The sequence below is a fragment of the Sphingomonas faeni genome, assembly GCF_023195535.1.
Classification (GTDB): Bacteria; Pseudomonadota; Alphaproteobacteria; order Sphingomonadales; family Sphingomonadaceae; genus Sphingomonas; species Sphingomonas faeni_B.
The window spans coordinates 21,049-46,383 of sequence record NZ_JALPNF010000015.1 but is presented as its reverse complement, the minus strand read 5'-3'; the positions used below and the strand labels follow the sequence as shown (position 1 = coordinate 46,383).

At 60.7% G+C, this 25,335-nt stretch carries 20 protein-coding genes; 8 read left to right on the top strand and 12 right to left on the bottom strand.

The features are described 5' to 3' along the window. Window positions 1-259: 259 nt before the first annotated feature. Entirely contained in the window at window positions 260-715 is a 456-nt protein-coding gene (locus SPHN_RS17630) for a hypothetical protein (RefSeq protein ID WP_248525156.1), read from the bottom strand. Between the two features lie 936 nt (window positions 716-1,651). Between SPHN_RS17630 and SPHN_RS17625 the strand changes: the two genes are divergently transcribed. The 3 genes from SPHN_RS17625 to SPHN_RS17615 all read left to right on the top strand — a co-directional run bounded on the left by SPHN_RS17625 (window position 1,652) and on the right by SPHN_RS17615 (window position 5,174). After that, window positions 1,652-2,095, top strand: a complete 444-nt coding sequence (locus SPHN_RS17625) for a GNAT family N-acetyltransferase (protein ID WP_248525155.1) — start codon at window positions 1,652-1,654, stop codon at window positions 2,093-2,095. A 246-nt stretch (window positions 2,096-2,341) separates the two neighbouring features. Next, complete coding sequence (locus tag SPHN_RS17620) at window positions 2,342-2,878, top strand: J domain-containing protein (protein WP_248525154.1); 537 nt, start codon at window positions 2,342-2,344, stop codon at window positions 2,876-2,878. 265 nt (window positions 2,879-3,143) lie between these two features. Next, entirely contained in the window at window positions 3,144-5,174 is a 2,031-nt protein-coding gene (locus SPHN_RS17615; RefSeq protein ID WP_248525160.1) for a putative bifunctional diguanylate cyclase/phosphodiesterase, read from the top strand. Between the two features lie 231 nt (window positions 5,175-5,405). Here SPHN_RS17615 and SPHN_RS17610 read toward each other — a convergent pair whose 3' ends face one another. Continuing rightward, window positions 5,406-6,872, bottom strand: a complete 1,467-nt coding sequence (locus tag SPHN_RS17610) for a carotenoid oxygenase family protein (RefSeq protein ID WP_248525153.1) — start codon at window positions 6,870-6,872, stop codon at window positions 5,406-5,408. Further along, window positions 6,869-7,186, bottom strand: coding sequence for an antibiotic biosynthesis monooxygenase family protein (locus SPHN_RS17605; protein ID WP_248525152.1), 318 nt, complete (start codon window positions 7,184-7,186; stop codon window positions 6,869-6,871). The genes SPHN_RS17610 and SPHN_RS17605 overlap by 4 nt, the downstream gene beginning before the upstream one ends. Window positions 7,187-7,837: 651 nt before the next feature. Here SPHN_RS17605 and SPHN_RS17600 point away from each other — a divergent pair. Continuing rightward, window positions 7,838-9,718, top strand: a complete 1,881-nt coding sequence (locus SPHN_RS17600) for a sensor domain-containing phosphodiesterase (protein ID WP_248525151.1) — start codon at window positions 7,838-7,840, stop codon at window positions 9,716-9,718. Between the two features lie 756 nt (window positions 9,719-10,474). On the opposite strand, the gene SPHN_RS17595 is transcribed toward SPHN_RS17600, so the two are convergent. The 4 genes from SPHN_RS17595 to SPHN_RS18640 all read right to left on the bottom strand — a co-directional run bounded on the left by SPHN_RS17595 (window position 10,475) and on the right by SPHN_RS18640 (window position 14,866). Next, window positions 10,475-12,628: a xanthine dehydrogenase family protein molybdopterin-binding subunit gene (locus SPHN_RS17595; protein WP_248525150.1), complete on the bottom strand. Its 2,154-nt coding sequence runs from the start codon at window positions 12,626-12,628 to the stop codon at window positions 10,475-10,477. Next, window positions 12,625-13,644, bottom strand: coding sequence for an FAD binding domain-containing protein (locus SPHN_RS17590; protein WP_248525149.1), 1,020 nt, complete (start codon window positions 13,642-13,644; stop codon window positions 12,625-12,627). Before SPHN_RS17590 ends, SPHN_RS17595 begins: the two co-directional genes overlap by 4 nt. After that, a complete protein-coding gene (locus SPHN_RS17585) occupies window positions 13,644-14,252 on the bottom strand; it encodes a (2Fe-2S)-binding protein (RefSeq protein ID WP_248525147.1) in 609 nt (202 codons plus the stop codon). The genes SPHN_RS17590 and SPHN_RS17585 overlap by 1 nt, the downstream gene beginning before the upstream one ends. Before the next feature lie 257 nt (window positions 14,253-14,509). Continuing rightward, window positions 14,510-14,866: a transposase gene (locus SPHN_RS18640; RefSeq protein ID WP_353461454.1), complete on the bottom strand. Its 357-nt coding sequence runs from the start codon at window positions 14,864-14,866 to the stop codon at window positions 14,510-14,512. Between the two features lie 221 nt (window positions 14,867-15,087). On the opposite strand from SPHN_RS18640, the gene SPHN_RS17580 reads away from it, so the two are divergent. From SPHN_RS17580 to SPHN_RS17565, 4 genes are all read left to right on the top strand, one after another. Beyond that, a complete protein-coding gene (locus SPHN_RS17580) occupies window positions 15,088-16,065 on the top strand; it encodes a bifunctional methionine sulfoxide reductase B/A protein (protein WP_248525158.1) in 978 nt (325 codons plus the stop codon). Between the two features lie 405 nt (window positions 16,066-16,470). Continuing rightward, window positions 16,471-16,962, top strand: coding sequence for a nucleoside deaminase (locus SPHN_RS17575; RefSeq protein ID WP_248525145.1), 492 nt, complete (start codon window positions 16,471-16,473; stop codon window positions 16,960-16,962). Window positions 16,963-17,244: 282 nt separating this feature from the next. Next, on the top strand, window positions 17,245-17,760 hold the full coding sequence (locus SPHN_RS17570) for a ferritin-like domain-containing protein (protein WP_248525143.1): 516 nt from the start codon (window positions 17,245-17,247) through the stop codon (window positions 17,758-17,760). A 65-nt stretch (window positions 17,761-17,825) separates the two neighbouring features. Then, a complete protein-coding gene (locus SPHN_RS17565; RefSeq protein WP_248525141.1) occupies window positions 17,826-18,092 on the top strand; it encodes a hypothetical protein in 267 nt (88 codons plus the stop codon). A gap of 623 nt (window positions 18,093-18,715) precedes the next feature. On the opposite strand, the gene katG is transcribed toward SPHN_RS17565, so the two are convergent. The 5 genes from katG to SPHN_RS17540 form a co-directional block, all read right to left on the bottom strand. Continuing rightward, window positions 18,716-20,941 (bottom strand): catalase/peroxidase HPI, encoded by a 2,226-nt coding sequence (gene katG / locus SPHN_RS17560; protein ID WP_432715112.1) that lies wholly within the window; start codon window positions 20,939-20,941, stop codon window positions 18,716-18,718. A 314-nt stretch (window positions 20,942-21,255) separates the two neighbouring features. After that, window positions 21,256-22,146, bottom strand: a complete 891-nt coding sequence (locus tag SPHN_RS17555) for a hydrogen peroxide-inducible genes activator (protein ID WP_248525140.1) — start codon at window positions 22,144-22,146, stop codon at window positions 21,256-21,258. A 287-nt stretch (window positions 22,147-22,433) separates the two neighbouring features. Further along, window positions 22,434-24,113 carry a recombinase family protein gene (locus SPHN_RS17550; RefSeq protein WP_248525138.1) on the bottom strand — a complete coding sequence of 560 codons (1,680 nt, stop codon included), beginning with the start codon at window positions 24,111-24,113 and terminating at the stop codon, window positions 22,434-22,436. Beyond that, window positions 24,110-24,523, bottom strand: coding sequence for a DUF2924 domain-containing protein (locus tag SPHN_RS17545; RefSeq protein WP_248525136.1), 414 nt, complete (start codon window positions 24,521-24,523; stop codon window positions 24,110-24,112). The genes SPHN_RS17550 and SPHN_RS17545 overlap by 4 nt, the downstream gene beginning before the upstream one ends. Then, the gene (locus tag SPHN_RS17540) at window positions 24,520-25,035 is read right to left on the bottom strand and encodes a DUF3489 domain-containing protein (RefSeq protein WP_248525134.1); all 516 of its coding nucleotides are present in this window, start codon (window positions 25,033-25,035) and stop codon (window positions 24,520-24,522) included. The genes SPHN_RS17545 and SPHN_RS17540 overlap by 4 nt, the downstream gene beginning before the upstream one ends. Window positions 25,036-25,335: the final 300 nt, after the last annotated feature.

Below are 25,335 nucleotides of genomic sequence, written 5' to 3'. Positions count from 1 at the left end.
CGCCTTCGCCGCAGAACTCGAAAAGCAACGGTCGGGTTTAAACCTGACCGTTGCTTCACCCGCGCTCCTGCGCGACAACAACGGTCGGTCTCTGGTCGCAGCTGGATGAAAGGCGGGGGTCACGTCAGGTCCTATCGGCCCCGCGCTGCCGGGCAGTTTCGCCCAGAGTAGGACGTTCCAGTGGGAAACTCGCAGTCTCGAAAGCGGACATCCGTTCATCACGATGATCGCGCACGCAACGTCCGTGATCGTGATGCTATCAGCCGACGCGCATTGCCGGCGGTACTAGGGCGGAACACTTCTCTGCAAATTCTTGGCGGAATGCGGCAGGTGCTACTGGAAAAGTGCGCGAATTGCCGTTGTACGTCGCAACTAGTGGCGCGCCGTTCTTTAGTGCCAACAGTACGGGATCGCTGATCGCAAACTGGAATTCGAAGGCCGTTTGATCTCCGATCATTCGTAGATCGGGATTGGCAGAACGCGTTGCGGTACCAAACTTCAAGGACATCGCAGGCTGAGGCCATTTTTGCGCTGCCGTGAATCCTCTAACCTGAACGGTGGTTTGCGTACCGCTGCACGTCAGAACGAAGCTTGGTTTGCCTTTCTCGTAATAACTGATCGCAGGACGGGTTGGGGTCATTCCTGCAATATCCCACTTCGCCGAGCCTTCGAGAGGCATAATCGGAAGCAGGAGAGTGGCGAGGACGGCAATCATGAACAGGTCCTTTGCAGTGACGCAGCAGCATGGAGACTATCATCGAATGCCGCTTAGCCAACAGTAATCGCGATCAGAGCCATGAGCCAATTCACGGGTTTTACATCGACCAACTAACGGCAGGAAACCTCGGGTTCCGCCGATGCAAAAGCGTGCATTTGGGACGTCCATTCAGTGGCTGATTTCCCGGGGTGCGGCCCCAAAAGCAGCCGTTCCGCTTTCCTTTCCATTCCGGCCATACCGCTTCGTTCAATAGCGCACGCGGGGGCGGCGTGTTAGCAGAAGAGGTGTCACGTCGATTCCTTGCCCATCCACTCGTCATTTGGCTTCTCGTCGTGAGCGCTGCGTTCGTGGTTGAGACTGCCTTTCGGGGTAGGACTGAGGCCATTGAGAACATCCCATTTCGAGCAATAGCAGTAGCCATCACGATTTTTTGGACGCGTCGTTCAGCGCGGAGCCGCATGGCCGATCATTGATTGGCACTAAGAAAACCGGTCGTTCGTGATGCAAAAAAATCAAGGATTTCGCATCAGCCCAAAAACGGCAGGAAATCGAGGGCACCGGCGATGCAAAACACCGATGCGTCTGGGATACCCTTTCAATGGTCGGTTTCATCGGATGTCGACCCCAAGCGGACGTTCCGCTTTCCTCCCCCATCACGACATTCGCGAGCGGATGGCTTGAAAATCGGCTACTCGCAAAGATGAACCAGCGTCCGAAGTTGGGAAGCGAGGGAAGGGGCGTGAACGTCCGGTTCTGGGTCTGGCCGGAAGCTGTAGGGTAGGGTGCCTTCGCTCCAAGCCGGAAGTTCTGGTGGGCAACTTGCGGTCTTTAAGGCAGACATCTGTTGATGACCATGATGCCAAACTCGGCCATGCCATGATCTGCGCCAAAAGCTGCCGTTGAAGTCGAGCAAATGCACCCTATGGTCGCATCATGACTTTGCACATTGTGATACCCGAGAACCCTTCGGAGACTGACCGCGAGGCGGTTCTTCAGCCATTGCTCGCTTATAACACGGATCGGGCAGGGGATCCGCGTTTCCGCCCTTTTGCCCTGCTTTTGGCTGACGAGGCTGGCAATCATGTTGGCGGGCTATGGGGCAAGTGCGCTTACGATTGGCTCTTCGTAGACCTTCTCGCCGTCCCGGACGAATATCGTGGTGGGAACTATGGAAAGACTCTCATGGAACGCGCCGAAGAGATTGCTCGCGCCAACGACTGCGTTGGAATGTGGCTCGACACCTTCGAGTTTCAGGCTCGCGGGTTTTATGAGAAGTTAGGCTTTGAGGTATTCGGCACGTTGGACGACCATCCCATAGGTCAAAAGAAGTTCTTCCTTCGCAAGCGCTTCCCAGCAGCGTCAGACGGCGTCCGCTAACGCCACCCACCTTCCCAGGAGCGGACGGTCGGTCAACCTTTTCCCCATCACGACATTCGCGAGCCGGTAGCCGGGCTTCAAAATCGGTCATTCTCAAGGATGAACCAGCGTCCGAAATTGGGAGGCAGGGAAGTGCGCCTGAACGTCCACTTGTGGGTCGTGGAGACGCGGTAGCTCACGACCAGGTTAAGATCACGCTCCAAGCGGACTTTCCTTTTTCGCGTTTTAGCCGCAAGTATCGGCTCGATGGCTCTCTCACCCGACTATTATTCTGTTTTAGGGGTGCCTTCGACGGCAAGTCACGAGACTATCCACGCCGCGTGGAAAGCGCTGCTCCGTCAATATCACCCCGATGCCAATCATGGTGTGGATGTTTCTGCTCGTGCGAAAGAGATCAACGAGGCGTATTCCGTTTTGGGAAAGAAGGAAGCACGCGCCGCCTATGATCGGTCGCAGATCAGGCCGTCTGCGCACCGAGCGACCGCAGACCGCCCGTTTCACCCCAGGAAAGCCGGCAGGCGCCCGATGCGACCTAGCCCGTCGATGCAGCCCAGCGGTAGCTTCTCGCAGCCGCTAGAGACCAACGAATGGCTGATGGGCCTTTTCCTGCTGATCCTCACCGCCGCACCGATCGCTACAATCCTGGTTCTGTATAACGAGGAATCCGGATTGGCACCTACGGTTCGACGTAGCGTCGCCGCCAATCCCGTGCCTGAGACCCCCGCAAAAGCCGTCCGCGGCTCATCGGCCACAAAACTCGGACTTGGACAGCCTGCTTCCTAAGCTATTGCCCAGTCGCTACATTCGAGTTCGCAGGGTCAGGCGCCGAAAGCGGTCGTAACGCGGGGATGAACGAGCGGCCGAAGCTGGGAAGCTAGGAAGGGGGCAGGAACGCCTGATTATGGGTCGTGATAAGCGTTTGGCAGACCGTGTCCGTGCGTCTTCTAACCATAATGTAACGCATTGGCGTCATGCAGGGTTTGGGGAGAAGCCTGTGCGGTTATCAATATCAGCGCGCGTATCCATAGCCTGCGCGTCTGTCATCGTGATGGCGCTAGCAGTATTGGCAGTCGGTCTTTCGGTTAGCAATAAAATCCATCAAGCCGATCTGCGCATCACATTTCTCACTTTCGCACTCGGCCGGGAGGACCGGCTGGAGCAGACACAACGTCAATTGCGCCAGGAAATTGGTCGCCTGACCCGCGACGCCGAACGCGGCACGAAGGTACCTGATGCAAGCTGGAAGGACCTGCACAAGCGCATCGCGGAGTTTAAAAACCGTTCGCGACAAACGGCCCGATCACCCGACTACAGGTCGGAACTGGGATCGGAGGCTGCCCAGGACGAGCAGCGAGCCTCCGCAGTTTTTGTCATGGCCTCCTACCAACTGATCGAAACGAGCCGGTCCAACCCCTCCGGCATTAAGGCTGCCATGCCGCGTTTCTTGGGCGCGCTAACGGTCTTGGAGACGAGCCGTAGTCAAGCGCGTCAGGAACTGACCTTGGCGATTTGGAAGGCGGCGGACAAGAATCGACGTGAGAGCCGACGGGATATCATTTCGGTGCTGCTTGGCGGGCTGGTCATCGTGGCGATCGTATTCGGCATGACCATCTGGCTTCATCGAAGGCTGGTGTTACCGATAAGCACCATGGCCGCTCGCCTACGCGAATTCCATGTCGGCGAAAACCACGGGGACATACCTGGGCTGAAGCGGGCCGACGAACTTGGCGACTTGGCTCGGGGCTTGAACGAATACCGCAATGCCGTGGAGAGCCGCCGTGCCGCCGAGCGCCGCGCCGAGTTCCTTGCCAACCACGACATGTTGACCGGTTTAGCTAACCGCCTTCTGTTCGAAAATCGTCTCTCGCACGAGCTCGCTCGTAGCGCGCGAACAGGTGACGTCGTAGCGGTGCTTGCCATTGATCTGGACGCGTTCAAGGCCATCAATGATCGACTGGGTCATGCGGGCGGAGATCGTGTCCTGAAGCGTACGGCGCAGCTTCTGTCCTCCTGCGTGCGCAGCGATGATCTTGTGGCGCGCATCGGCGGTGACGAATTCGCTGTCATCCAGGTAGCGCGCTCCCAACCCGCAGCTACAGAAGCGCTAATCTCGCGCATCTTTAAGATGGCTTCGACACCGTCGGACGAGGGCGTGGCGATCAAAATGAGCGTTGGAGTTGCCCTCTCGGAACCCGGGAAGAGCGGAGACGAACTTCACGAACTCGCGGACCTCGCATTGTATCGCGCCAAGGCCGATGGGAAAAATACGGCAAGGATCTACAACAAGCATTTGAAGGACGAGGAAAGTCAGCGCGTCCGGCTGGCCAGGGACCTCGAGAATGCCGTTTCGGCGAAAGAGCTTCGTCTGGTGTTCCAGCCGATCGCCGATACGGTGTCGCTGAAAATCGTCGCGTACGAGGCTCTACTTCGCTGGCGGCATCCCGGCCTGGGCGAAATACCACCGGACGTGTTCATACCTATAGCCGAGTCCAGCGGACTCATCGGAACTATTGGATCGTGGATGATCGATCGGGCTCTTCGCGCGGCATCGACCTGGGACTCGAAGGTATCACTGGCGATAAACCTGTCGCCGATACAGTTTCGCTCGGTCAGCCTCGCGACTGAGATATGCGATGCAGCACTGCACTGGCATGTCGCGTTCGACCGATTAGAACTCGAAGTCACCGAGAGCGCGACGCTGCTCGGTTTTCAACGGGACGACGTTCTGGCAACGCTGGAGAAGCTCCGCGAGTACGGCGCCAAGGTTGTGATGGACGATTTCGGAACAGGGCATTCTTCGCTCAGCAATCTGAAAGACTTTACCTTCGACAAGATCAAGATCGATCGAAGTTTCGTGGCCACGATGCACAGTCACGCGTCGTCGGCATCGATCGTTAAGGCTACGATCGGTCTAGGCAAGAGCCTTGGTTTAACCATCGTTGCTGAAGGAGTTGAGACCGAGGAGCAACTGTCAGCTTTACGTCGATGGGGTTGCGATCAGGTTCAAGGGTTTCTGATCGGAAAACCAGCTGAGTATCTGGAAAAGGCTGACTCTTTCCTTGCGTTTGGTAAAGAATAAGATTTATGACATAGTTATTGGGTAAATCTGCAATACATAACGCTTCATTGTGTGAGGATGTTATTTACCTGTCGATGAAACGCAAAAGGCAAGCATCGAGGCTCCAAGACGCTCAATAATATATTTAAACCGAACGAGCGCCCAAAACTGGGAAAGGGGCCTAGTGTCCCACACGGCTGCAACTGGGTCGAGTGTCGGGCTGGAAAATGCACGGCTGCTGCGTGAACGAGTTTACTTCAGCCATGCGCCATGGATGCCGGGCGGCACGCGATGCGGGATGCGGACGGATGCCACGGGCGGTGCCTCAAAGTTCTGGGCATCCAGTATCTCCAGCGCGGTGGTTTGCCCCCCGGCGTCGATCACGAGCCCAATGAGCCAGCCATCATCCTCGCCAGCATCCAACGAGCGCGGCACGAACACGAACTCGCCCGCGATGCGTCCCGGTCCGAATTCGTGCAATCGTCGCGTGTCTCCTTCCAAATCGTGCTTGATGAGCGGCGCCTCGCCAACCAGCGTTTCCGTCATCTGTTCGGGCAACCCGAGCGCATAGATATGGCGGTAGGGGCGGCCGGTCCGACGCTCGTCTATCGTCGGCAGTTCCTGCGGCGAGGAATCGATCGCGCGCTGGTCCACCGATCCGGTCAAAGGGTCGATCCTCCATCGCTCGAGGCCGCGCGGCTGCTCGTCCGGTGCCAGGTTGTCGCCGGCGAACATGCGGTCGTACGCGACCACGTCGAGCGCCACGCTTCCGTCCGGCAGATCATGAGCGTTGGCGGTGTGGAACACGAAGCAGGGATCGAGAGAGAACCACCGGATATCCTCCGCCTCGCTGTCGCGCGGCAGCAGCCCGATCCGGGCCGGGTGCTTCTCGTTCCACCGGTAGGGAAAGCCGTGCCCCGCCAGCACCGTGCGCATCGACAGGGTAAGCGGCAGGTCCATGACGACGACGTAGCGCTGCGTGATCGCGCAGTCGTGGATCAGCGGCCCGTGCGACACCGGGATCGTCACCGATCGTCGCACCCGGCCGGCGACATCGACGACGTTGTACCGAATGCGCTTGGGATCGGTCGCCTCGTAACACAGCGCGTGCAACTCGCCGGTCGCCGGGTCGCGGCGCGGATGGGCGGTGAACGAGCCGGGCAGGGTGCCGCCGAAATCGTCGTAGCGCTGCGTCTCCAAATGCTCGTCGAAGCGGACCGGCGTGCTGCCGGCCTCGACCAGCGCCCAGCCACTGCCGGCATGGTCCAGTACGCTAGTGTTGACGGTGTCGAAGATGTGCCGTGGCCCTGGAGCCGCCGGCACGTGCCTGGCTGCCGCGACATCGGTCGAGCGGATCCAGCGATTTCGGTACCACCGGGCTTGCCCGTCCTGGAGGCGAATGCCGTGCAGCATCCCGTCGCCGGTAAAGAAGTGGTAAGAGCGCGGATCGGCGTCGGCGGGGTTTGGTCCGATGCGAACGTAGCGGCCGTCGAGCTCGGGCGGGATGATACCCTCGACGGCGAGGTCGGTGAGGGTCAGCTCGTCAGTCATCGGCTCGTGGATGCCGGTAAGTAGCGGATGCGGCGCATCGCGGGGCGGCAGGCGGCGCTTGTTGAACGCGGCGATGCCTGTAACGATCGGCGAGGCGATTGCGCCGACGACGTTGTCGATCGACTGCTCGACCCGGCTGGCGAACGTCGGACGTCGATTGACCGTCACGATGGCGTCACGGTCTGGATGACGTCGAAGCCTTCGAAGCGAGGCGGCGCCAGGTACAACGGCTTGTGGTTGCCCGCGCCGCGATGGGCTGCGCGAAACTCCTCGGACCTGGTCCAATTCTCGAAGTCCCCGCGCGACAGCCACACAGTATGCGACGAATAGAGGACGTGATCGTCGGCCGCCGGCCCGCGCAGCATGTGGAACTCGACGAACCCCGGGACGCCGGCAAGGTAAGAGTCGCGCGACAGCCAGGCCTGCTCGAACGCCTCCTCCGCACCGGGGATCACCTGAAATCGGTTCATGGCGATGAACATGGGGCAAGCTCCTGCTTCGACTAGGCAGGCCTAAGGTGGGGTGGAGCAGGACGGGATGCGAGGGCGATGACGCCCTATAAAAGTTGAAAGTCTGATCTGAACGAATGTCCGAAAGGGGGATGGTGATCAAGTTGAGCTGAACGGCGGATTGAGTCGAGTATCTAGCCCGCAGAGCGTCAACGGTATCTATCGGCGGATGGCGCTGAGTGCGTTCGATTCGGGGCGGGTGTAGATGCCGATCGCCAAGGTTGAAGAGGAAGCGAGGGCACGATCGAGACGCGCGCTACGGGCAGGACTCACGCAAAAATCTGTTTGCGGCCAGGAAGGACGGTCTCGAGATTGCGCTGGCGCTGTGCGGGTCTTCTCCCCCATAGCGCTGCGCTTTGTGCGTAAGCGGACAGCCAGAAGCAATCGCGGCGCGCGTATTGTTTCTTGACGACATATTTGGCACGCTGTTTCATTCGTCAAATCTCGTGAGTGTGCCACTTGAGATTCGATGAGAAAATTGGTGCTTATTGATTAAAATGCTGACCGCATATTGATAAAGAATCGAACTAAAACCAAATTGAAATCAAAATGGATTATTTAAAATCTTGCTTAGATTTGAGGTTTAAAGGAATCTAAACCAGCCATTTGATAGGCATCCTTCCTATGGAGTCTGCTGAAACACATCAAAATGAAGGAGGTGATGATACAGTAAGCGTCCTGCTTCATCTGCAGAATGCTATTTTGAAGATGATCGCTAGGGGCGCCGGCCTTGCGCCAACGTGCACTACGCTGTGTGCAGAAGTAGAGCGGATTCTCCCTGAGGTGATCTGTTCAGTTCTAACTGTCGATTTCGCAGGCGTGCTCCATCCGCTAGCTGGCCCGAGCCTTCCGGAAGCATATTCCAAAGCACTAGATGGATTGTCCGTCGGCCCGCTCGCCGGTTCTTGCGGAACTGCTGCATATCTGAAAACAGATATTGCGGTCGTTGATATCGAGACCGATGCCCGCTGGGCGCAGTTCAAACACCTTGCACTTCCGCACGGGCTCCGCGCATGCTGGTCTAGTCCGATATGTGATGCAGAAGGTCGCGCAATCGCTACATTTGCTTTCTACTATCGCAGCGCCCGAGGACCTACGGCCTTCGAACGCGAGGTGGTGGCTAACTGCGTTCACCTCACACAAATCGCTATCGAGCGACATGAGCGTGTCCTCGAGCACCAGCGCCGAGCTTTTACTGACGCCTTGACCGGTTGCCCCAATCGGGCCGCCTATCATGCCGCACTTTCGAAACTCGAAGGTGCTGCGGTCGGTAGTTGGGCACTGTTCGTGTTGGATCTCGATAATCTCAAGGTCGTGAATGACACTTTCGGCCATCATGCGGGTGACGAACTTCTGCAGATTGCCAGCGACAGGATTTCGGCAGCGGTCAGCCCCGGGCGAACATTTCGCGTCGGGGGCGACGAGTTTGCCGTAATTCTCCAGGCTTCTGAAGCTCTCCGTGATCTGGAAAAGATCGCTGATGAGGTTCTAGCCACGCTCTCCGTTGCTGCCGACTGCGGCGGGCATAGCATCGTCCCTCGCGCTACCATCGGAGGCGCTACGTTCTTATCGGACGACGCCGGGGTTGGGAGTGTTCGGCAGAATGCCGACTTTGCCCTCTACCACGCCAAGGAAACCGGTCGTGGTGGTTTTGTACGATACTGGGCAGGGCTCCGCTCGAACATGACGCGGCGCATGGGCGCGATCAGGGACCTTAGCGCGGCTTTGCGAGAAGATCGGATCGAGGCGCATTATCAACCGATCTTCCGACTGGACACGCGGGAGATCGTAGGACTGGAAGCGCTTTGCCGCATGCGCATTGGCAACAATATGGTCTCGGCCGCCTCTTTTCACGAGGCAACTGCCGACGCGCAGGTTGCAACCTCGCTTACTGCAAGAATGATGAGCCTTGTCGCTGCTGACCTGCGCCGGTGGCTAGATTTGGGTATTCCGTTCCAACACGTCGGTATCAACGTCTCATCTGCTGATTTGATTGGCGGCGCCGTCGGGCAGGTCCTGGCTGCAGCACTGGAACGCGAACGGGTCCCTCTCGATCACGTCATTCTCGAGGTCACTGAAACGGTGTACATGGGACGTGGCGACCAAGCGATCCAGCAAGCGATCAGGGCACTACGCGCTGATGGCATACGTGTCGCGCTGGACGATTTCGGAACGGGCTTTGCGTCGCTGACGCACCTGCTCACTGTTCCCGTTGATATTATCAAGATCGACAAGTTGTTCGTTGATCATCTGGAACCCGATGGTGTCAGCGTGACCATCGTTGAAGGCCTTATCCGTACCGCAAAAAAGATGGGCATCAGGATCGTAGCCGAGGGGATAGAAACCGAAGAACAAGTCGAGCAGCTTCGCACGATCGGTTGTACGTTAGGGCAGGGGTACATCTTCTCGCCCGCAGTCAATCGCGAGACGACAACCGCCCTTCTCCTTGGGCATGCGCAGGGCATCTCACGACCGCCGATTACGACGCGCTCGGGCGTGGCCTGATTGCCGATCCAGCGCTGAAAGGAATGGAGCGCTCACCGGCAGTATGTCGGATCGATGCATTGCTGCAGTGGCGTATTGTCGCGGATCGTCGGCTGATGATCACCGTGTTTATCAGGACTCATGGAATAGACAGCGGTCCCGGCAACTGCCGAGGGAACCACGTCAGGAGGGCATCTGACAGCGCCGTAGCGACAACGGAGGGATCGCCTGTTCGTGTGCCACTACCGCGCACCGTGGTCGCCTGCCCCGTCCACACGACGTGATTGTCTCGGCGCAGCGACACGGTCACCTCGAGACTGGTCACTATCAGACCGTGCAACTGATCCTTCCCCGAGGGCAAACTCAGCGACAGACCTCCAAGTCCAGCCGTCATGCCCGGCCGATCCGATCGGTCGTTGCCGGACCGGACAACGCCACGCTGTGTCTGCGATACCTTAACCTTGGCAACGTAAAGGCTGTGGCTCGGGTCGGGCAGGGGGAGGAAAGGTGTTCGAAGGAGGGTACGCTGAACGGCGTCCGTGAACGTTTTCGTGATAGCGGGAGACGTGGTCGGATTATCAGCAGCTACGATCGCTATCGTGCCGGGCCTGACCGCGGTCGTGGCAACCGGCGATTGCATGAGGGCTGCGACCGCAGCGAGAGGAAGAGCGTACATCCGACAAGATCCGATGCTTTTTTAAAAGGCTATTTGATGTAGCTCGGCACGTCGGAGGCATGTGATTTCCCGTCTCCGCCCCGGTATTTCGAATCGGTTGATTACAGAAGATCCTCGATCCTGAACGGCATCTCGCGCAGCCGCTTACCCGTCGCATGATGAATGGCATTGGCAATAGCGCCGGCACAGCCCGTCATGGCAACTTCGCCAAGCCCCTTCGCGCCAAGGGCATTTATGAGAGGATCCGGTCGATCGATGAAGCCAACATCTATCGAACCGATGTCGGCATTCACGGGCACGACATAGTCAGCAAGATCGTTGTTCAGCCACCCGCCATAGCGCGGGTCCACTTCGGTCGCTTCGCGGAGCGCCGCACCAATGCCCCAGATCACGCCACCCCGAACCTGACTCTCTGCCGTGCGCGGCGAGATCACCCGCCCGCAATCCGCAATGCTGACGACGCGTGGCACGCGGACGCGGCGCGTGCCGGGTTCGACATGAACTTCAACGAAGTGAGCAATGTAGCTGTAGGTCGTGAAGGTCGAATAATCCGGCCCGACCAGCGCCATGCCGCCCTTGCGCAGTGTCGCCAGATCCTTTGGGCCCTGATCGACCGCGACATGCTCGACCTTAACCTGAAGCGAGGGACGTCGCACGGTCGCAAGCTGTCTGTGTAGGTTTCCTGCCACCTGACGCCCGGCCAACAGCTCCGCCATGGCAGCGTTGAGGTTTGCGGCCGCCTCTGCCGCTGCCGGCACGACGCTTGCAGTGCCCCAGGATCCCGCTGTCGTATGCTGTGGCGCTACGCTGGTGTCGCCGATCGCGATCTCCAGTTTCAAAGGATCGATCGCCAGTTCGCGTACGAGAACCTGTTCGATGGTCGAGCGAATACCTTGGCCCATCTCATGCCCCGCAGCCGCAAATCGGGTCGTACCGTCTGCATTCACGCGCAGAGTGACGATGTTAGGATGGGCGGAGCCCGGATAGGCGCCCGATGCTACGCCCCAGCCGACCTGCGTGCCGTCGGGCAGCGTCATCGATCCCGGCTGGAGACTGCGCCGTTCCCAACCAAACCGACGTGCGCCCTCCGTCAGGCATTCCGACAGATAGCAGGACGAGAGTTTGTGGCCGTGGATCGGGTCGGTCGTCGCGCGGTGGCGTAGTCGGAAGGCGACCGGATCGACGCCGAGCTTGAGGGCAAGTTCGTCCACCGCGCTTTCGAAGGCGAAGCACGACGGATGCGGTGTCGGCGACCGCATATAGCCTGGCGCCTGCGTGTCGATCCGCAGATTGGCGGCGGTCCCGTGGTAATTCTCGATGCCGTACAGCATGGGTACGGACTCATGGTAGTCAGGCGGAAACTGGCCTTCGCGCGACTGCTGCTGATCGGCATCGTAGCGCACGGCGATCATCTTGCCGCTGGCGTCCGCACCGATCTCGATCCGGTGACGGTTCTTTGGCCGGAAGGTCGCGTTGTGGAAGATCTGCCCGCGCGGCAGGACGAGTTTGACCGGTCGGCCGAGCAGCATCGCGGCGCGGGCGACAAGGGCAGTCTGGCGCTGTGCCCCACCACGCTGGCCGAAGCCCCCGCCAATCTGTGGGCTTTTTACCGTCACCTGCTCGGGCGTTAGGCGCATGCTACGCATTACGGCACCCTTCGTATTGCTGCTGCTCTGCGTGCTTTCGAAGATGGTGAGTTGCCCGTTCTCCCATACTGCCGTCGTCGACAGCATCTCGATCGGGTTATGATGCTGTGGCGGTGAGACATAGTCCGCCTTGTGTCGAGTGACAGCGCGCGCCATCGCCCGCGTCGCATCGCCCGCCGTCACCGACTTGACGGCTTCGCGCACCATCCCCGGCTGCTCGATGAGCGAGGTGAACGCGGGTGCGACTGTGTAGGTCGGACGAATGGCCTCGGCGCCCTCGATCGCGGCCTCGAGCGTCTCGGCAACGACAAGTGCGACCGGCTGGCCGCGATAGGCAATGTCTGTCGTGAGCGTTGCAGGCGGGGGCGGTGCGCCAGGGGCCGCAGGTGGGGGCGGCAGAAAGTCGGTTGAAGTCAGCACGCGAATAACGCCTGGTACCTGCATCGCTGCATTGACCGACAGCGAGGCAATCCGCCCCTTCGCAATGGTTGCCGGGACCTGCATGGCGTACAGCAGTCCAGCGACCTGATGGTCGGCTCCATAGCGCGCAGCGCCCATCACCTTCTCGCGGGCATCGGCACGGGGACGGTTGGGGAAGGGGGCGGTCATGACCGGTTCCTCGCTGCGGCAATAGTCAGGGCGTCGGCCACGGTTCGCGCACCAAGATCGATCTTGAAGCCGTTCTGTTTGCCAGCTTTGGCATCGGCAAACGCAGCATGCCCTGCCGCCAGTGCGGTCGCCGGGGTCAGAGGCTTACCAGCCAGCAGCGCTTCTGCCGTGGTCGCCCGCCATGGCTTGGTCGCCACCCCGCCAAGTGCGATCCGGGCGCGCGTCACTGTGTCACCATCCATCTCCAACGCGACCGCTGCTGACGCGAGCGCGAAGGCGTAGCTCTCGCGGTCGCGAATCTTGTGATACGTCGAATGCCGGCCGGCCTTCGTCTTTGGTACGACGATCGCCGTGATCATCTCGCCCGGTTGCAGCGTGAACTCCAGGTTCGGCGTGCTACCCGGTAGGCGATAGAGTTCGGCAATCGGGATCGCGCGGCTACCGCTGGCGCCCAGCACTTCGACATAGGCGTCGAGCGCGACAAGCGCGACAGGCCAGTCGCCAGGCGAGACGGCGGTGCACGACGAACTCTGGCCTAGCACCGCCTGACCGCGGTCGAGCCCGCCGATCGCCGCGCAGCCCGAACCCGGTTCGCGCTTGTTGCACGGGTAGGTGTTGCCAACCGACGTTCCGCCCGCACCGTTTCGGAAATACAGACAGCGGGTCCGCTGGAGCAGGTTACCACCGACCGTCGCCATGTTGCGCAACTGCTGCGAGGCAGCCTTCCACAACGCCTCGGCAAGGACGGGGTAATCGCTTAGAACGACCTTGTCGGTGGCGACCGCGCTCATCGGTGCTAGCGCCTCGAAGCGGAGCCGCTCGCCTCCTGTTTCGATCGCGTCGAGCCCTCGGATCGCGGTGACGTCGATAAGATGCTGAGGCTTCTCGATGTCGAGCTTCATTAGGTCATAGAGGGAAGTGCCGCCAGCGATGTAACGCGCACCGGCTCCCGCTGCTGTGAAGGCCCGGACTGCCGCTACGGCGCTTTTGGGTCGTGCATAGGTGAAGGGGCGCATCAGGCTTTCCCCCTTCCCGCAACCTGCTCGATCGCCGCGACGATGCCGACATAGGCGCCGCAGCGGCAGATGTTGCCGCTCATATATTCGCGAATGCGGTCCTTCGATGTGGCGTTGCCTTCGCGAACGCATGCGACTGCCGCCATGATCTGCCCCGGCGTACAATAGCCGCATTGCAGTGCGTCGTGGTCGATGAAGGCCTGCTGCATTGGATGCAGCGTCTCGCCATCGGCAAGCCCTTCGATCGTCGTCACCGCACGTCCGTCGACCTTGGCCGCTAGCGTTAAGCAGGATGCTACGCGCTGACCGTCGACGTGAACGGTACACGCGCCGCATTGGCCATGGTCACAGCCTTTCTTGGCGCCAGTCAGGTGCAGTTGCTCCCGCAACAGGTCAAGCAACGATGTCCGCACATCGATCTCTACCGGTACCGCCTTGCCGTTGACCGTTGTCCGGATCGCCAAGCGGGTGCCCACAGGCTTGCGGAGCGGTGCGGCAACCGCCGGATCGCTCTCGGAAATAAGGCCGGACGCTGTAAGCGCGGCGGTACCCCCGAGCGCGGTGCGCCGTGTCAAAGGCACGCCCAGCAAGTGCTCCATATCAGGCATCAGAAAGTCTCCGGACGGGCACTCGCCGTATTAGACATTTGTAGCCGAAACAGATGCTTAGCCAAAGCACTTAGATCGGCCAATAAGCGGTTGCCGTCTTCGAAGCGCGTAGACGCCGCAAGGTTGAACTTTTCATCAGTCCCTGATCGGCAAGCGGAGGCTCTATTCGGTCAGCTATCATCCCGAACAGGGGCCTGAACCCCTTCAAATAATGGGCTTGCCCCGGTGTCAGGATGAAACATAGCGGTCTTCCTTAGCTATCGCAGCGCGCGTGCGGCTGGGTCGCAAAGTCGCCTCGCCAGCGAACGAGTCCCTCCAATTCCTGATCCCTTTTTTATTCCGGCGGCGCAATGACAGGCCCGGACTACAGTTCTATCGATCATGTCCACACTGGCATCCCGCTCGACGAAAGCGGCGAGGGTATCCAGAATGGCTCCGAACACACCCGTCACGATCCAGCGACTATACCGCCGGAACACGATGTTCCACTTGCGGTATTCATCCGGCAAATGCCGCCACTGCGTGCCTATTCGCGCCATCCACACGATGCCCTCCAAGTAGGGTCGGTTGTCGCCTGTGGGTCGGCATGCGGGTCGGCAACCGACGAGTCTCAGGCACGCAGCGGCGCCTTAACGAGTGTCCGATCTTGGATGGTGACATTGGCGCCGGGAATGACCGACTATGAGTCTTTTAAGCAAGACGGCGTGCGTTCTGAAGCCCGCCCAAAAGGTGTCAGAGTCCGCGGGTCATCGAGAGCCGGAATCTCGGACCATCGCTGTTGTTGAAGGGGCTGGCCGCCCTCGACAGCTGCCTGGCAGCGCACCACATCAGACTCATGAACAGCTATGCAAAGACCGATGAGGCCGTCGCCGCCCTAACGCCCGAGCAGTTCCGGGTCACCCAGCAGAATGGAACGGAGCGCCCGGGCACCGGCCCGCTGCTGAAGAACAAGGAAGCGGGAGTCTATGTCGACATCGTCTCTGGCGAGCCACTTTTCGCCAGCGCCGACAAGTACGAGTCCGGCTGCGGATGGCCCAGCTTCACCAGGCCGATCGACACTGCAAGCGTGAAAACGAAACGGGACTGGTCTATGCTCATTCCCCGCACCGAGGTGCGCTCGGCTCACGGTGATAGCCATCTCGGCCATGTCTTCAACGATGGACCGCGTTACCGGGGCGGCCTGCGCTACTGCATCAACTCGGCGGCGCTGCGCTTCGTGCCACGCGTGGAGATGGCCGAGCAGGGCTATGGCGACTATCTGGACCAGATCGAGGCGCCCCCCGCGACCACGCAGCGCGCGGTCCTAGCCGGCGGCTGCTTCTGGGGCATGCAGGACCTGATGCGGAAGCTGCCCGGTGTCGTCTCAACGCGGGTCGGCTATTCGGGCGGCAACGTGGCGAAAGCTACGTACCGCAGACACGGCAGTCATGCAGAGGCGATCGAGATCATCTTCGACCCCGCCCGCACGAATTTCCGAACGCTGCTCGAGTTTTTCTTTCAGATCCATGATCCGACTACAGTCGATCGCCAAGGGAACGATCGCGGCGTAAGTTACCGGTCTGCCATCTTCTATACGAACGACGCGCAGAAGGCGATTGCCGAGGACACCATTGCGGACATCCAAGCGTCCGGGCTCTGGCCGGGCAAAGTCGTCTCCGAACTGGCTCCCGTGGGCGAGTTCTGGGAAGCGGAGCCGGAGCATCAAGATTATTTGGAGAGACGGCCCAACGGATACACCTGTCACTTCGTGAGGCCGAACTGGAAGTTGCCGAGGCGGGCGCCGGCGCCCGGCAACGAGGTCGCGGCGACCTGATTTCGATATCAGGCGTCCGCTATCAAGCCCCCCGCGCGGGACGCAGCGATCCAAGGGTAGCGAACGCGACGCAACTCGAAGCGACGGCCAGCGCCACTGCTAGGAATCGCCGCCCACCGGAACCTCTCGACAAGAGCCGCGCCGGTCTGCGCGATCACCGCTCCTGCAAGCGCGGTCACGATCACCCCGGCCGTCCGCGCTATCGCGCTGTTGAACCCTGAGGCGGTTCCGGTTTGTGCTTGTCGACCGAGGACAGGACCGCGGTGGTCAACGGCGTGGGCTCGTCTTCACGACCCGTAGCAATGAACGGTAGCGTTCGGCTATCCATGGTATTCGAGGACGACCGCGCCGAACGATCCATTGTGTCTGCTACGCGTTGTGCGACCGTAACCGGGAGCCATGACGATGACCCAAGATGACGAACACTGGATGCACGAAGCCATCGCGATCGCCCGATCGAAGGGATCCGATCCCTCGACCTCGCCGCTGGGTTGCGTGATTGTGCTCGACGGCAAGGTTATCGCGGGCGAGCGCAACCAGACGAAGGAATTGCCGGACGCGACGGCGCATGCGGAAATGATGGCAATCCGACGGGCGTGTGAAAGCACTGGGGATTTGGAACTGCGTGGTGCGACGCTCTATTCTACGCTGCAGCCCTGCGGCATGTGCACGATGGCGTCGATCTGGTCGAAGGTCGGCCGCGTCGTTTACGGGGCAGGTCGTGATGATGTTCACGAGATGTATTTCAAAGCACAGCACGTCGACACGCTGGCGTTCACCGGCGACGCCTGCCGTGACGACATAGTCATCGAGGGAGGGTGCCTTCGCGACGACTGCGCCAAGCTCTATTATGGTCCGGACGCAGAGCTGCCGGTCGCCGAGCAGGCAAATCTATAGCCCGCTGACTTCTCTGCAAGCGAGTGCATAGCCGGCAGGGGGTACTCGCCACCACTTCTGCAAACAGCGAAGCGCGTGATCGCTGTGATCTGCACCTGTTTCGAATGCCGGCCTGGTCAAGCCGATCCATGACCGGATCGGCATCAAGAATAGTGAAGCCGGCACCGATCGGACGTGCATAAAGGCTGCACTGAACCGAACGAAACTTACCCTATAGTCGGCGCGTTGCGGCGGTGCCGGAGCAGTCTGTTTCGGCGCTATCCGCTCAGCGAGGACACAATCATGGGCCTGTTTTCCAAAGACATCGTGACGTTCGACGACCTGTTCCTGCACCAGCTGCAGGACGTATATTACGCGGAAAACCAGATTACCAAGGCGTTGCCGAAGATGGTCGACAAGGCAACGGCGCCAGCCCTGAAGCAGGGTTTCGAAACCCATCTGCGTGAGACGGAAGGGCAAATCACGCGCCTCGAGAGCATCTTCGACCTGCTCGGCGAGAAGGCGAAGGCTGTGACCTGCCCTGCGATCGACGGCATCATCAAGGAAGCCAACGAAGTCGCCGGTGAGATCGAGGACAAGGCAGTGCTCGACGCCGCGCTGATCGCGTCGGCACAGGCGGTCGAGCATTACGAGATCACCCGGTACGGTACGCTAATCGCTTGGGCGAACCAGCTCGGCCGCACCGATATTGCAGCGATCCTGAAAGAGACGCTCGATGAGGAATATGCGACCGACGACAAGCTGACGGCGATGGCAACGTCAAGCGTGAACGCCAAGGCGGAAGCAGTTACCGCCTAAGCGTTTCGGCGTCGGGGGGCCGATGCTCCCCGACCATTATCCAGCTTCTATGAAAGGCACGTTCAATGGCTAACGATATCGCGTTCACGCTTCCCGAAGCCTTACGTGCTCAAAAGCACATGCGCGACGCGCTGGGCCTAGGCGAGGAACGGTTCCCGGTGCCCGCCTTCATCAACATGGTAAGCGACGAGATCGAGCAGTTGCGCGACGCTGGCAGGACCGATGGCGAAATCGCCGCGCTTGTCGAAGAATCGAGCGGTCATACGCTAACCGAAGCAGATATCGCGCGCTACTACACGCCGGCCGAAGACCGACACTCCAACGAGCATTGAAGCAGCTCCTACCAGATCAGTGATTGCGCCCCCTGCCATGGGGAGGGGGCATAGGTTGCTGTCGTAAGCGCTCCCACCGAGCTCGCGTCGAGCGTCCGACCGGTCCTGATAATATCCGCAATACGCTGGCGCGGCTTTCCATCACGCCTTGTCACTGCGCGTACCGCCGCCACTTTCCTACGGTATCGCTTTAAGAAGCTTTAATAGCTTCCGACACACCGGTCGCTTGGAACAGTCACGACAGCGCCGGTACTGCTCGACGCCTGCCTCTGCTCAGTTCAGGGGAACAGACGCCATGCCATTCAGGCGATCCCAAGCCGAAACGGACGCTGAACAGATGGCAGGTTTTCAGCAGCGCTAGAGGCCGGGTCAACGTTACCAAGTGGGTCATATACCCTGCCCGGCGGGGTATGTGCACGTATCTTAAGGTCTTTCTGTATTGCTTAGGACGTAACCCAGCACTGGCCGTAGCAATATTTACTCGGGCACGGACGTTGAAGCCAATGGCACCAGACATTGAGGCGATTAGAGCTTATATCGTGTAACTGAGGTCAGGGCGGATAAGCTGTGGTTTTCTGAGTCCTTGGCCAGATGACCACGGCCTATCCGCACACCAACATAGTTTAAGTCGCTTGGTTGGACGATACGGGCTTTGCCGTGACGTCGAAACGGTCGGCATTCATGACCTTGACCCAGGCACGAACGAAGTCGCGAACGAACTTCTGTTCATGACCGTTCTCGGCATAGACTTCGGCGGTCGCACGCAGCTGCGAGTTTGAGCCGAAGATCAGGTCAGTGCGAGTCGCCTCCCACTTCTTTTCGCGACCGCCACGATCGTAGCCGATGAACTTCTCATCGCTCGACGTGTCGACGAGATCCCAGAACGTGTCGTTGTCGAGCAGGTTGACGAAGAAGTCGTTGGTCAGTTGGCCCTTACGCTCGGTGAGTGCGCCGTCGGGCGCATCGCCGAAGTTCGCGCCGAGTACGCGTAGCCCACCGACCAGCACGGTCATCTCCGGAGCGGAAAGGCCGAGCAGCGAAGCCTTGTCGAGCAACAGCTCTTCGGTCTTCACCGGGTGACGCGTCTTCAGGTAGTTGCGGAAGCCGTCGGCCTGCGGCTCCATCCAGACGAAGCTGTCGACGTCGGTCCAGTCCTGCGTCGCATCGCCGCGTCCGCCGAGGAACGGCACCGATACGTCATGACCGGCATCGCGTGCCGCCTTCTCAACCGCTGCCGAACCCGCCAGCACGATCGCGTCGGCCAGCGACATGTCGCCGCGCAGCTCGTTCAGCTTGGCCATGACCTTGCTCAGCTGCTCTGGCTCGTTGACCGGCCAGTCCTTCTGCGGTGCGAGCGCGATGCGTGCGCCGTTGGCACCACCGCGGTGATCCGACCGGCGATAGGTCGATGCCGACGCCCAGGCGGTCTTGACCAGCTGGCCGATGGTCAGCCCACTCGACAATACGGCGTCCTTGAACGCAGCGACGGCCGCGTCCGAGGGCACGGGGCCCTCGGGAACCGGATCCTGCCAGATCAGCGTCTCTTCCGGAACCTCAGGCCCGAGGTAGCGAACCCGTGGCCCCATGTCGCGGTGCGTCAGCTTGAACCAGGCGCGGGCGAACGCGTCGTCGAGCGCCGACTGATCGTCACGGAAACGCAGCGCGATCTCGCGGAACTCGGGGTCTATCTTCAGCGCCATGTCGGCGGTGGTCATCATCGTCGGCACACGCCTGCTGGGGTCGCGCGCGTCGGGGGCCATGTCCTCCGGCTCAGGGTTGACCGGCTGCCACTGCTTTGCACCGGCCGGGCTCTCGGTCAGCTCATAGTCGTACTTGAACAGCAGGCGCAGATAATCGCCGGTCCACTTGGTCGGATTGTTCGACCATGCGCCCTCGACACCCGAGGTGGTGATATGGCCTTGGCCAATCTCCTCGCTGTCGGTCAGCCAGCCGAGGCCCTGCATGTGCACGGCCTCCGAAGACGGGGCTTTGAAATGCGGCGCCGGCTTAGCACCGTGCGCTTTTCCGAAGGCATGACCGCCCGCGGTCAGCGCCACAGTTTCCTCAGAGTTCATCGCCATCCGCAGGAACGTCGCCTTCATATCGCGCGCGGACAGGAGGGGGTTCGGATCACCACCCGGGCCTTCGGGATTGACGTAGATCAGACCCATCTGGATTGCGGCGAGCGGTCCTTCAAGCTCAGGCATATCCTCGCTGATGCGCGTCTGCGCGCCCTCGTTGACCCAGATTTCTTCGGCACCCCAAAACGTGTCGCCCTCGGAGGCAAAGACATCCTTGCGACCGCCGGCGAATCCGAAAACGGGTCCGCCCATGCTTTCGATCGCGACGTTGCCGGCGAGGATGAACAAATCAGCCCAGCTGATGTTTTTGCCGTACTTCTGCTTCAGCGGCCACAACAGGCGACGTGCCTTGTCGAGGTTGCCGTTGTCCGGCCACGAGTTGAGCGGCTCGAAGCGCTGCTGACCCGACGACGACCCACCACGGCCGTCAGTGACCCGGTATGTACCGGCGGCATGCCACGCCATGCGGATCATGAACGGGCCGTAGTGACCATAGTCGGCAGGCCACCACGCCTTGCTATCGGTCATCAAGGCCGTCAGGTCCGCCTTCAGCGCGGCATAGTCGAGTTGCTTGAACGACGCAGCATAGTCGAACTCTTCGCCCATCGGGTCAGGAGAGACTCCGTGCTGGTGCAGCATGTCGATCGGCAGAGCATCGGGCCACCAATCCTTGTTCGTACGACCGAGCAGCGAGCGGGCCTTCACCTCTCCGCCGCCTTGGGGGTCCATTGGGCAACCGCTGCTCTTGGGCTGTTCATAATCGGCCATTTTGGCGTCCTCGTTTAATAGGGGCGATCGTATTGCGATTATGATGCCGGATCTGAAGGACATTTGTCCAATCGATTATTCGGGAAATATCGATCACTTCGGTCGATCACAGGCGGCTGTCTGACGATTTCTCGGACAGCGCGTGCATACGCCATGATATCGGCGGTGATACCAGTTACGCCGATGGATGTTGCGGTTACAGCGTACGAGACACCTTCGACGAGATACTGCCTCGGAACCACATCATAAACTACCGCGGTACCAAGGCACGGTGTCGTGGATTTTCTGCTATTATGGCCATTCCGGAGGCGAGCCTATCGGTCGTTATCGAGTGGAAGGCTATTCTGGATCGTCTGCGCCAGGGCGCGCATGTCGTCCCCGCGGCCGCTGCCAAGACGCCATGCCAGCACGACCTTCCGGTCCGCCCTTGATGGCAGTGGCGTCGTGTCAATGCGTCGACCGTCTATCAGTCCGGCGTCTACGGCCATTTGGGGCAGGAAGGTCGTCCCCAAGCCTGCTTCTACAAGCTCCACTAGCGTATGAAGGGATGTCGCTACCATCGCCGACGGGCGGGCCTTTGGCAGGCCGCAGCCAATCAAGCCGTGATCGTTCAGGCAGTGCCCGTCTTCCAGCAACAGGAGAGTTTGTGGGTCGAGCAATGGTGAGACCCCCTGCCGCGGGGTAGCGAGTAACAATGGGTCTTGCATGATCTCGACATAGTCCACCTTGCCGCAATCATATGGCAGCGCGAGAATCACCGCGTCGAGAACACCGCGATACAGCTCGGCACACGCACGTTCGCTCGTCATCTCCCGGACCCGTAGCTCCAACTGCGGGAACTCCACCCGCAACGCGCCAAGTGCGCGCGGCAGAAGAAATGGCGCGACCGTTGGAATGATACCGAGGCGAAGGGTGCCAGTAAGCGGCTTTGCCGCGGCAATGGCGAAATCGGTCAGCGCTGATGTAGCGTCAAGAACGCTACGCGCTCTCAGGACGAAAGCCTCACCAATATCGGTGAACCGCAGCGAGCGTTGCGTTCTCTCGACGAGCTGCATTCCGATTAGCCGTTCGAGTTCGGCGATGCCCGACGACAAGGTCGATTGCCCGACACCTAAGGCCGCCGCGGCTCGACCAAAATGGCCGGTCTCACGAAGCTCTACCAGGTAGCGCAGTTGGCGCAGCGACGGGGTTACGACATTAGGCACGAGGACAGTCTTAGAGCAATTTGCGCAGGAATGCTTGGAGATTTGCCCGAACATCACGATAGCGCGTAGTGGTTTGGCGCCCGACCGGCTTGAGATTGAGATTACGAAGTCAGTCTTTTTCGACGGCGACCTGAAGAAGCATGCTGGTCATCTGCGTCTTCTAGCGCGTCCGCACTTCCCGCACGGGCAGCACCTAAAGTCGGTCCGCATAAAGATGCATGAATGTCTCATTTCGGGAAGCGCGAGCATGTCGCTGAATGACCGTAATTGGGTCTTCTGGTCGTCATCTACCTAGCCGGCAGCAACATCCGCACCTGGTCCGGCCATAGCGCCGGAACGGCTCCGGTGGCGGTGAGCGATGTTCCATCGATCGCGACCCGGCATCGCCCCGCCAGAATCGCCTCGACCACCTCCGGCGCGAGAAACGCCAGCCGCACGATGCGCGTGACATAAGACGGATTGACGCCCTCTTGTTCGGCCAGCCGCTTGATATCGATCTCGCCGTTACGGAGCTGCGCCCACCAGCCGCGGGCTTTGAGGAGGAGCTTGAAAAGTGACCCGTCCGGCGCCGCCGTCGCGAGCGGTGCGCCATTGTCGTGGACCAGTCGCATGGCATGCCCGGACCGCGTCAGCCGGACGTCGGAGATGATGGAAACGGTTGGCGGCGCATCTTGAGCGGTAGGGATCCCGAGCAGGATGGCTAGCGCAACCGGGCGGCAGACGATCTCGATGCGCGCGTCATGCACCCGGACACGCTCGACAAACTCAGGGAGCAGCATGCGAGCGTTGCCTTGAAAAATTGTGCCAAGGTCGGTGCAACGCTCGGCGTACGCGGCGATATCGGTAGCAGCAACATCGAACCATGCGGTGGCGGCAAGCGCCAGCGGATCGACGAATAGCGCGGTGATGCGACTGGTGACCGCCGTCTCGATCTCCCGTGCCGGAATTCGCATGCCCGCACTCGCCGTGCCGGTCTGAAGAGCACGGCTGATATAGTAGCGGTAGCGGACCTTGCCCTTGACCGCATGGGTGGCAACGAGCGGTGCGCCAGCGCCGTCCTCGAGAAGCCCGGCTAGCAGGCTCGGGCGTGCTGCGCAGATGCGGGTCTTCACGCCCTGTCGGTTGTCGGTGAGCAGCGCTTGCACCTTGTCCCACGTCTCGCGTTCGATGATCGCCGGCTGGAGCCCGGCATAGATGTGGCCCCGGTGGACGACGTCGCCGACATAGGTCGCGCATTTGAGGATCGAGTAGATCTGCCCCCGCCCGAAAGGCACGCCACCGAAGATGCGCCCGGTCGTGGTCATGGTCCGCACAGGCGTGCGAATGCCCTCGGCCTCCAGCGCCTGCTGAACGCTTCGGACATTGCCGAGGTCGAGATAGCGCCAGTAGATGTCACGAATGACGGCGGCATGGTCGTCGATGATGCTAAGGCTGCGGCCATCGGGTGCATAGCCAAGCGGCGGCGTACCGCCCATCCACATGCCCTTGGCCTTGGACGCCGCGATCTTGTCGCGGATCCGCTCGGCGGTAACCTCGCGCTCGAACTGCGCGAACGATAGCAGCATGTTGAGGGTCAGTCGTCCCATGCTGGTCGTCGTGTTGAACGACTGGGTGACCGAGACGAACGAGGTGTTCGACGCATCGAACGCCTCGACCAGCTTCGAGAAGTCGAGCAGCGAGCGGGTCAGTCGGTCGACCTTGTACACAACGATAATGTCGACACGGCCGGCCCCGACTTCGGCGAGCAGGCGCTGCAGGGCAGGGCGCTGAAGCGTACCGCCTGACAGGCCGCCATCGTCATAAATTTCCGGCAGCGCGGTCCACCCTTCCGACGTCTGGCTGAGGATATAGGCGGCACAGGCCTCACGCTGCGCGTCCAGGCTGTTGAATGCCTGCTCCAGTCCCTCGTCGCTCGATTTGCGCGTGTAGATTGCACAGCGAACGCGTGCCGACGGATCGGTCCTCATGCCGCGACCTTCTTCTTTAATCCGAAGAAGGCAGGACCCGACCAGCGCGTGCCGGTGATCGCTCGGGCAACTTCGCTCAGACTAGTCCAGGTCCGGCCATCCCATGAAATCACACCATCTTCACCAACGGTGACGACATGGGCGCCGCCCTGCCATTCGCGGACCAGCCGCATGCCGGGTTTTGCCGCGGTCGTCCGGGTAATGCCCCGGGCGAGCTGGTCCAGCGAGCGCGTCACGGTCCGTGACATGCCGCCGAACGCCGTTGCTTGGATCTCCCAGGCAAGGGCCAAACGCAGCAGTTTCGGGCTGACTTGGGGTACGGGCGAGCCGGTCAGCCGGGACCAGCGTTCGCGCAATGCAGCCGATGACATCGCCCCCAGACTCAAAATCTGCTCTTCGACCGTGCTCACGCGGCCGCCTCGATGCGGTAGCAGGTCGCTCCGTCGCGCGACGTGCGCAGGATCGCATATCCCTTCTTGCGCAGGCCGGTGAGTGCCGCCCGTGTCGTATGGGGCAGCCAGCCGGTTGCGGTAATCATCTCGGGCAGCGTAGCGCCGGTGTCGCGCTGCAGGAGCGCCACGACCTGCGCCGACTTGGTCGCCGGGCGCGGGGATGCCGCCAGCTCGTTGATCACGTCGCCAGAGGCGACGACCGGGGCGGGGCCATCGTCAATGCCGATGGCCTGCAAGCCAGCGGGCGTAATGAACAAGCCGGTACGCGAATCCTCTTCACCGCGCCACGTGCTGGCGAGATCGGTAATTTCGCGCTCTTCGATGAGCTTGTTGCGACGCAGCGCGGCGAGCGGCTTCTCAAGGCGAGCGTCGTCCAGGTCATAGCCGTCTGGTAGAGGAATGAGGCTACCGCTGTCTCGCTGCGAGGCAGCCGAGAGCAGAAGGCACTGTGTGTCGGATAGCTTGGGCATGGTGGTGTCTCCGTGCAGAGCAGCACCATGCCGCTCCCACCACCTGCGGCCCGGTCAGTCGCGCTGACCGGGCATCCGCGTAGGCTCATCGGCCAGCGGCTCCGTGACCCGGTGTTCGCTCCGACACCAGCACAAGTCGAGTGGTTTTGTGAGCGCAATGCGAACTCGCAGGATGGCCCAGTGGTGACGACGACCACCGAGTCGATGTCATTAATCGCCAAATCCGGGCCATTGCCTCATCCAAGGCGCCTAAACCCGGTGTCCACGAAAACGGAAGCAGCTCAAATCGCGGAACCGACA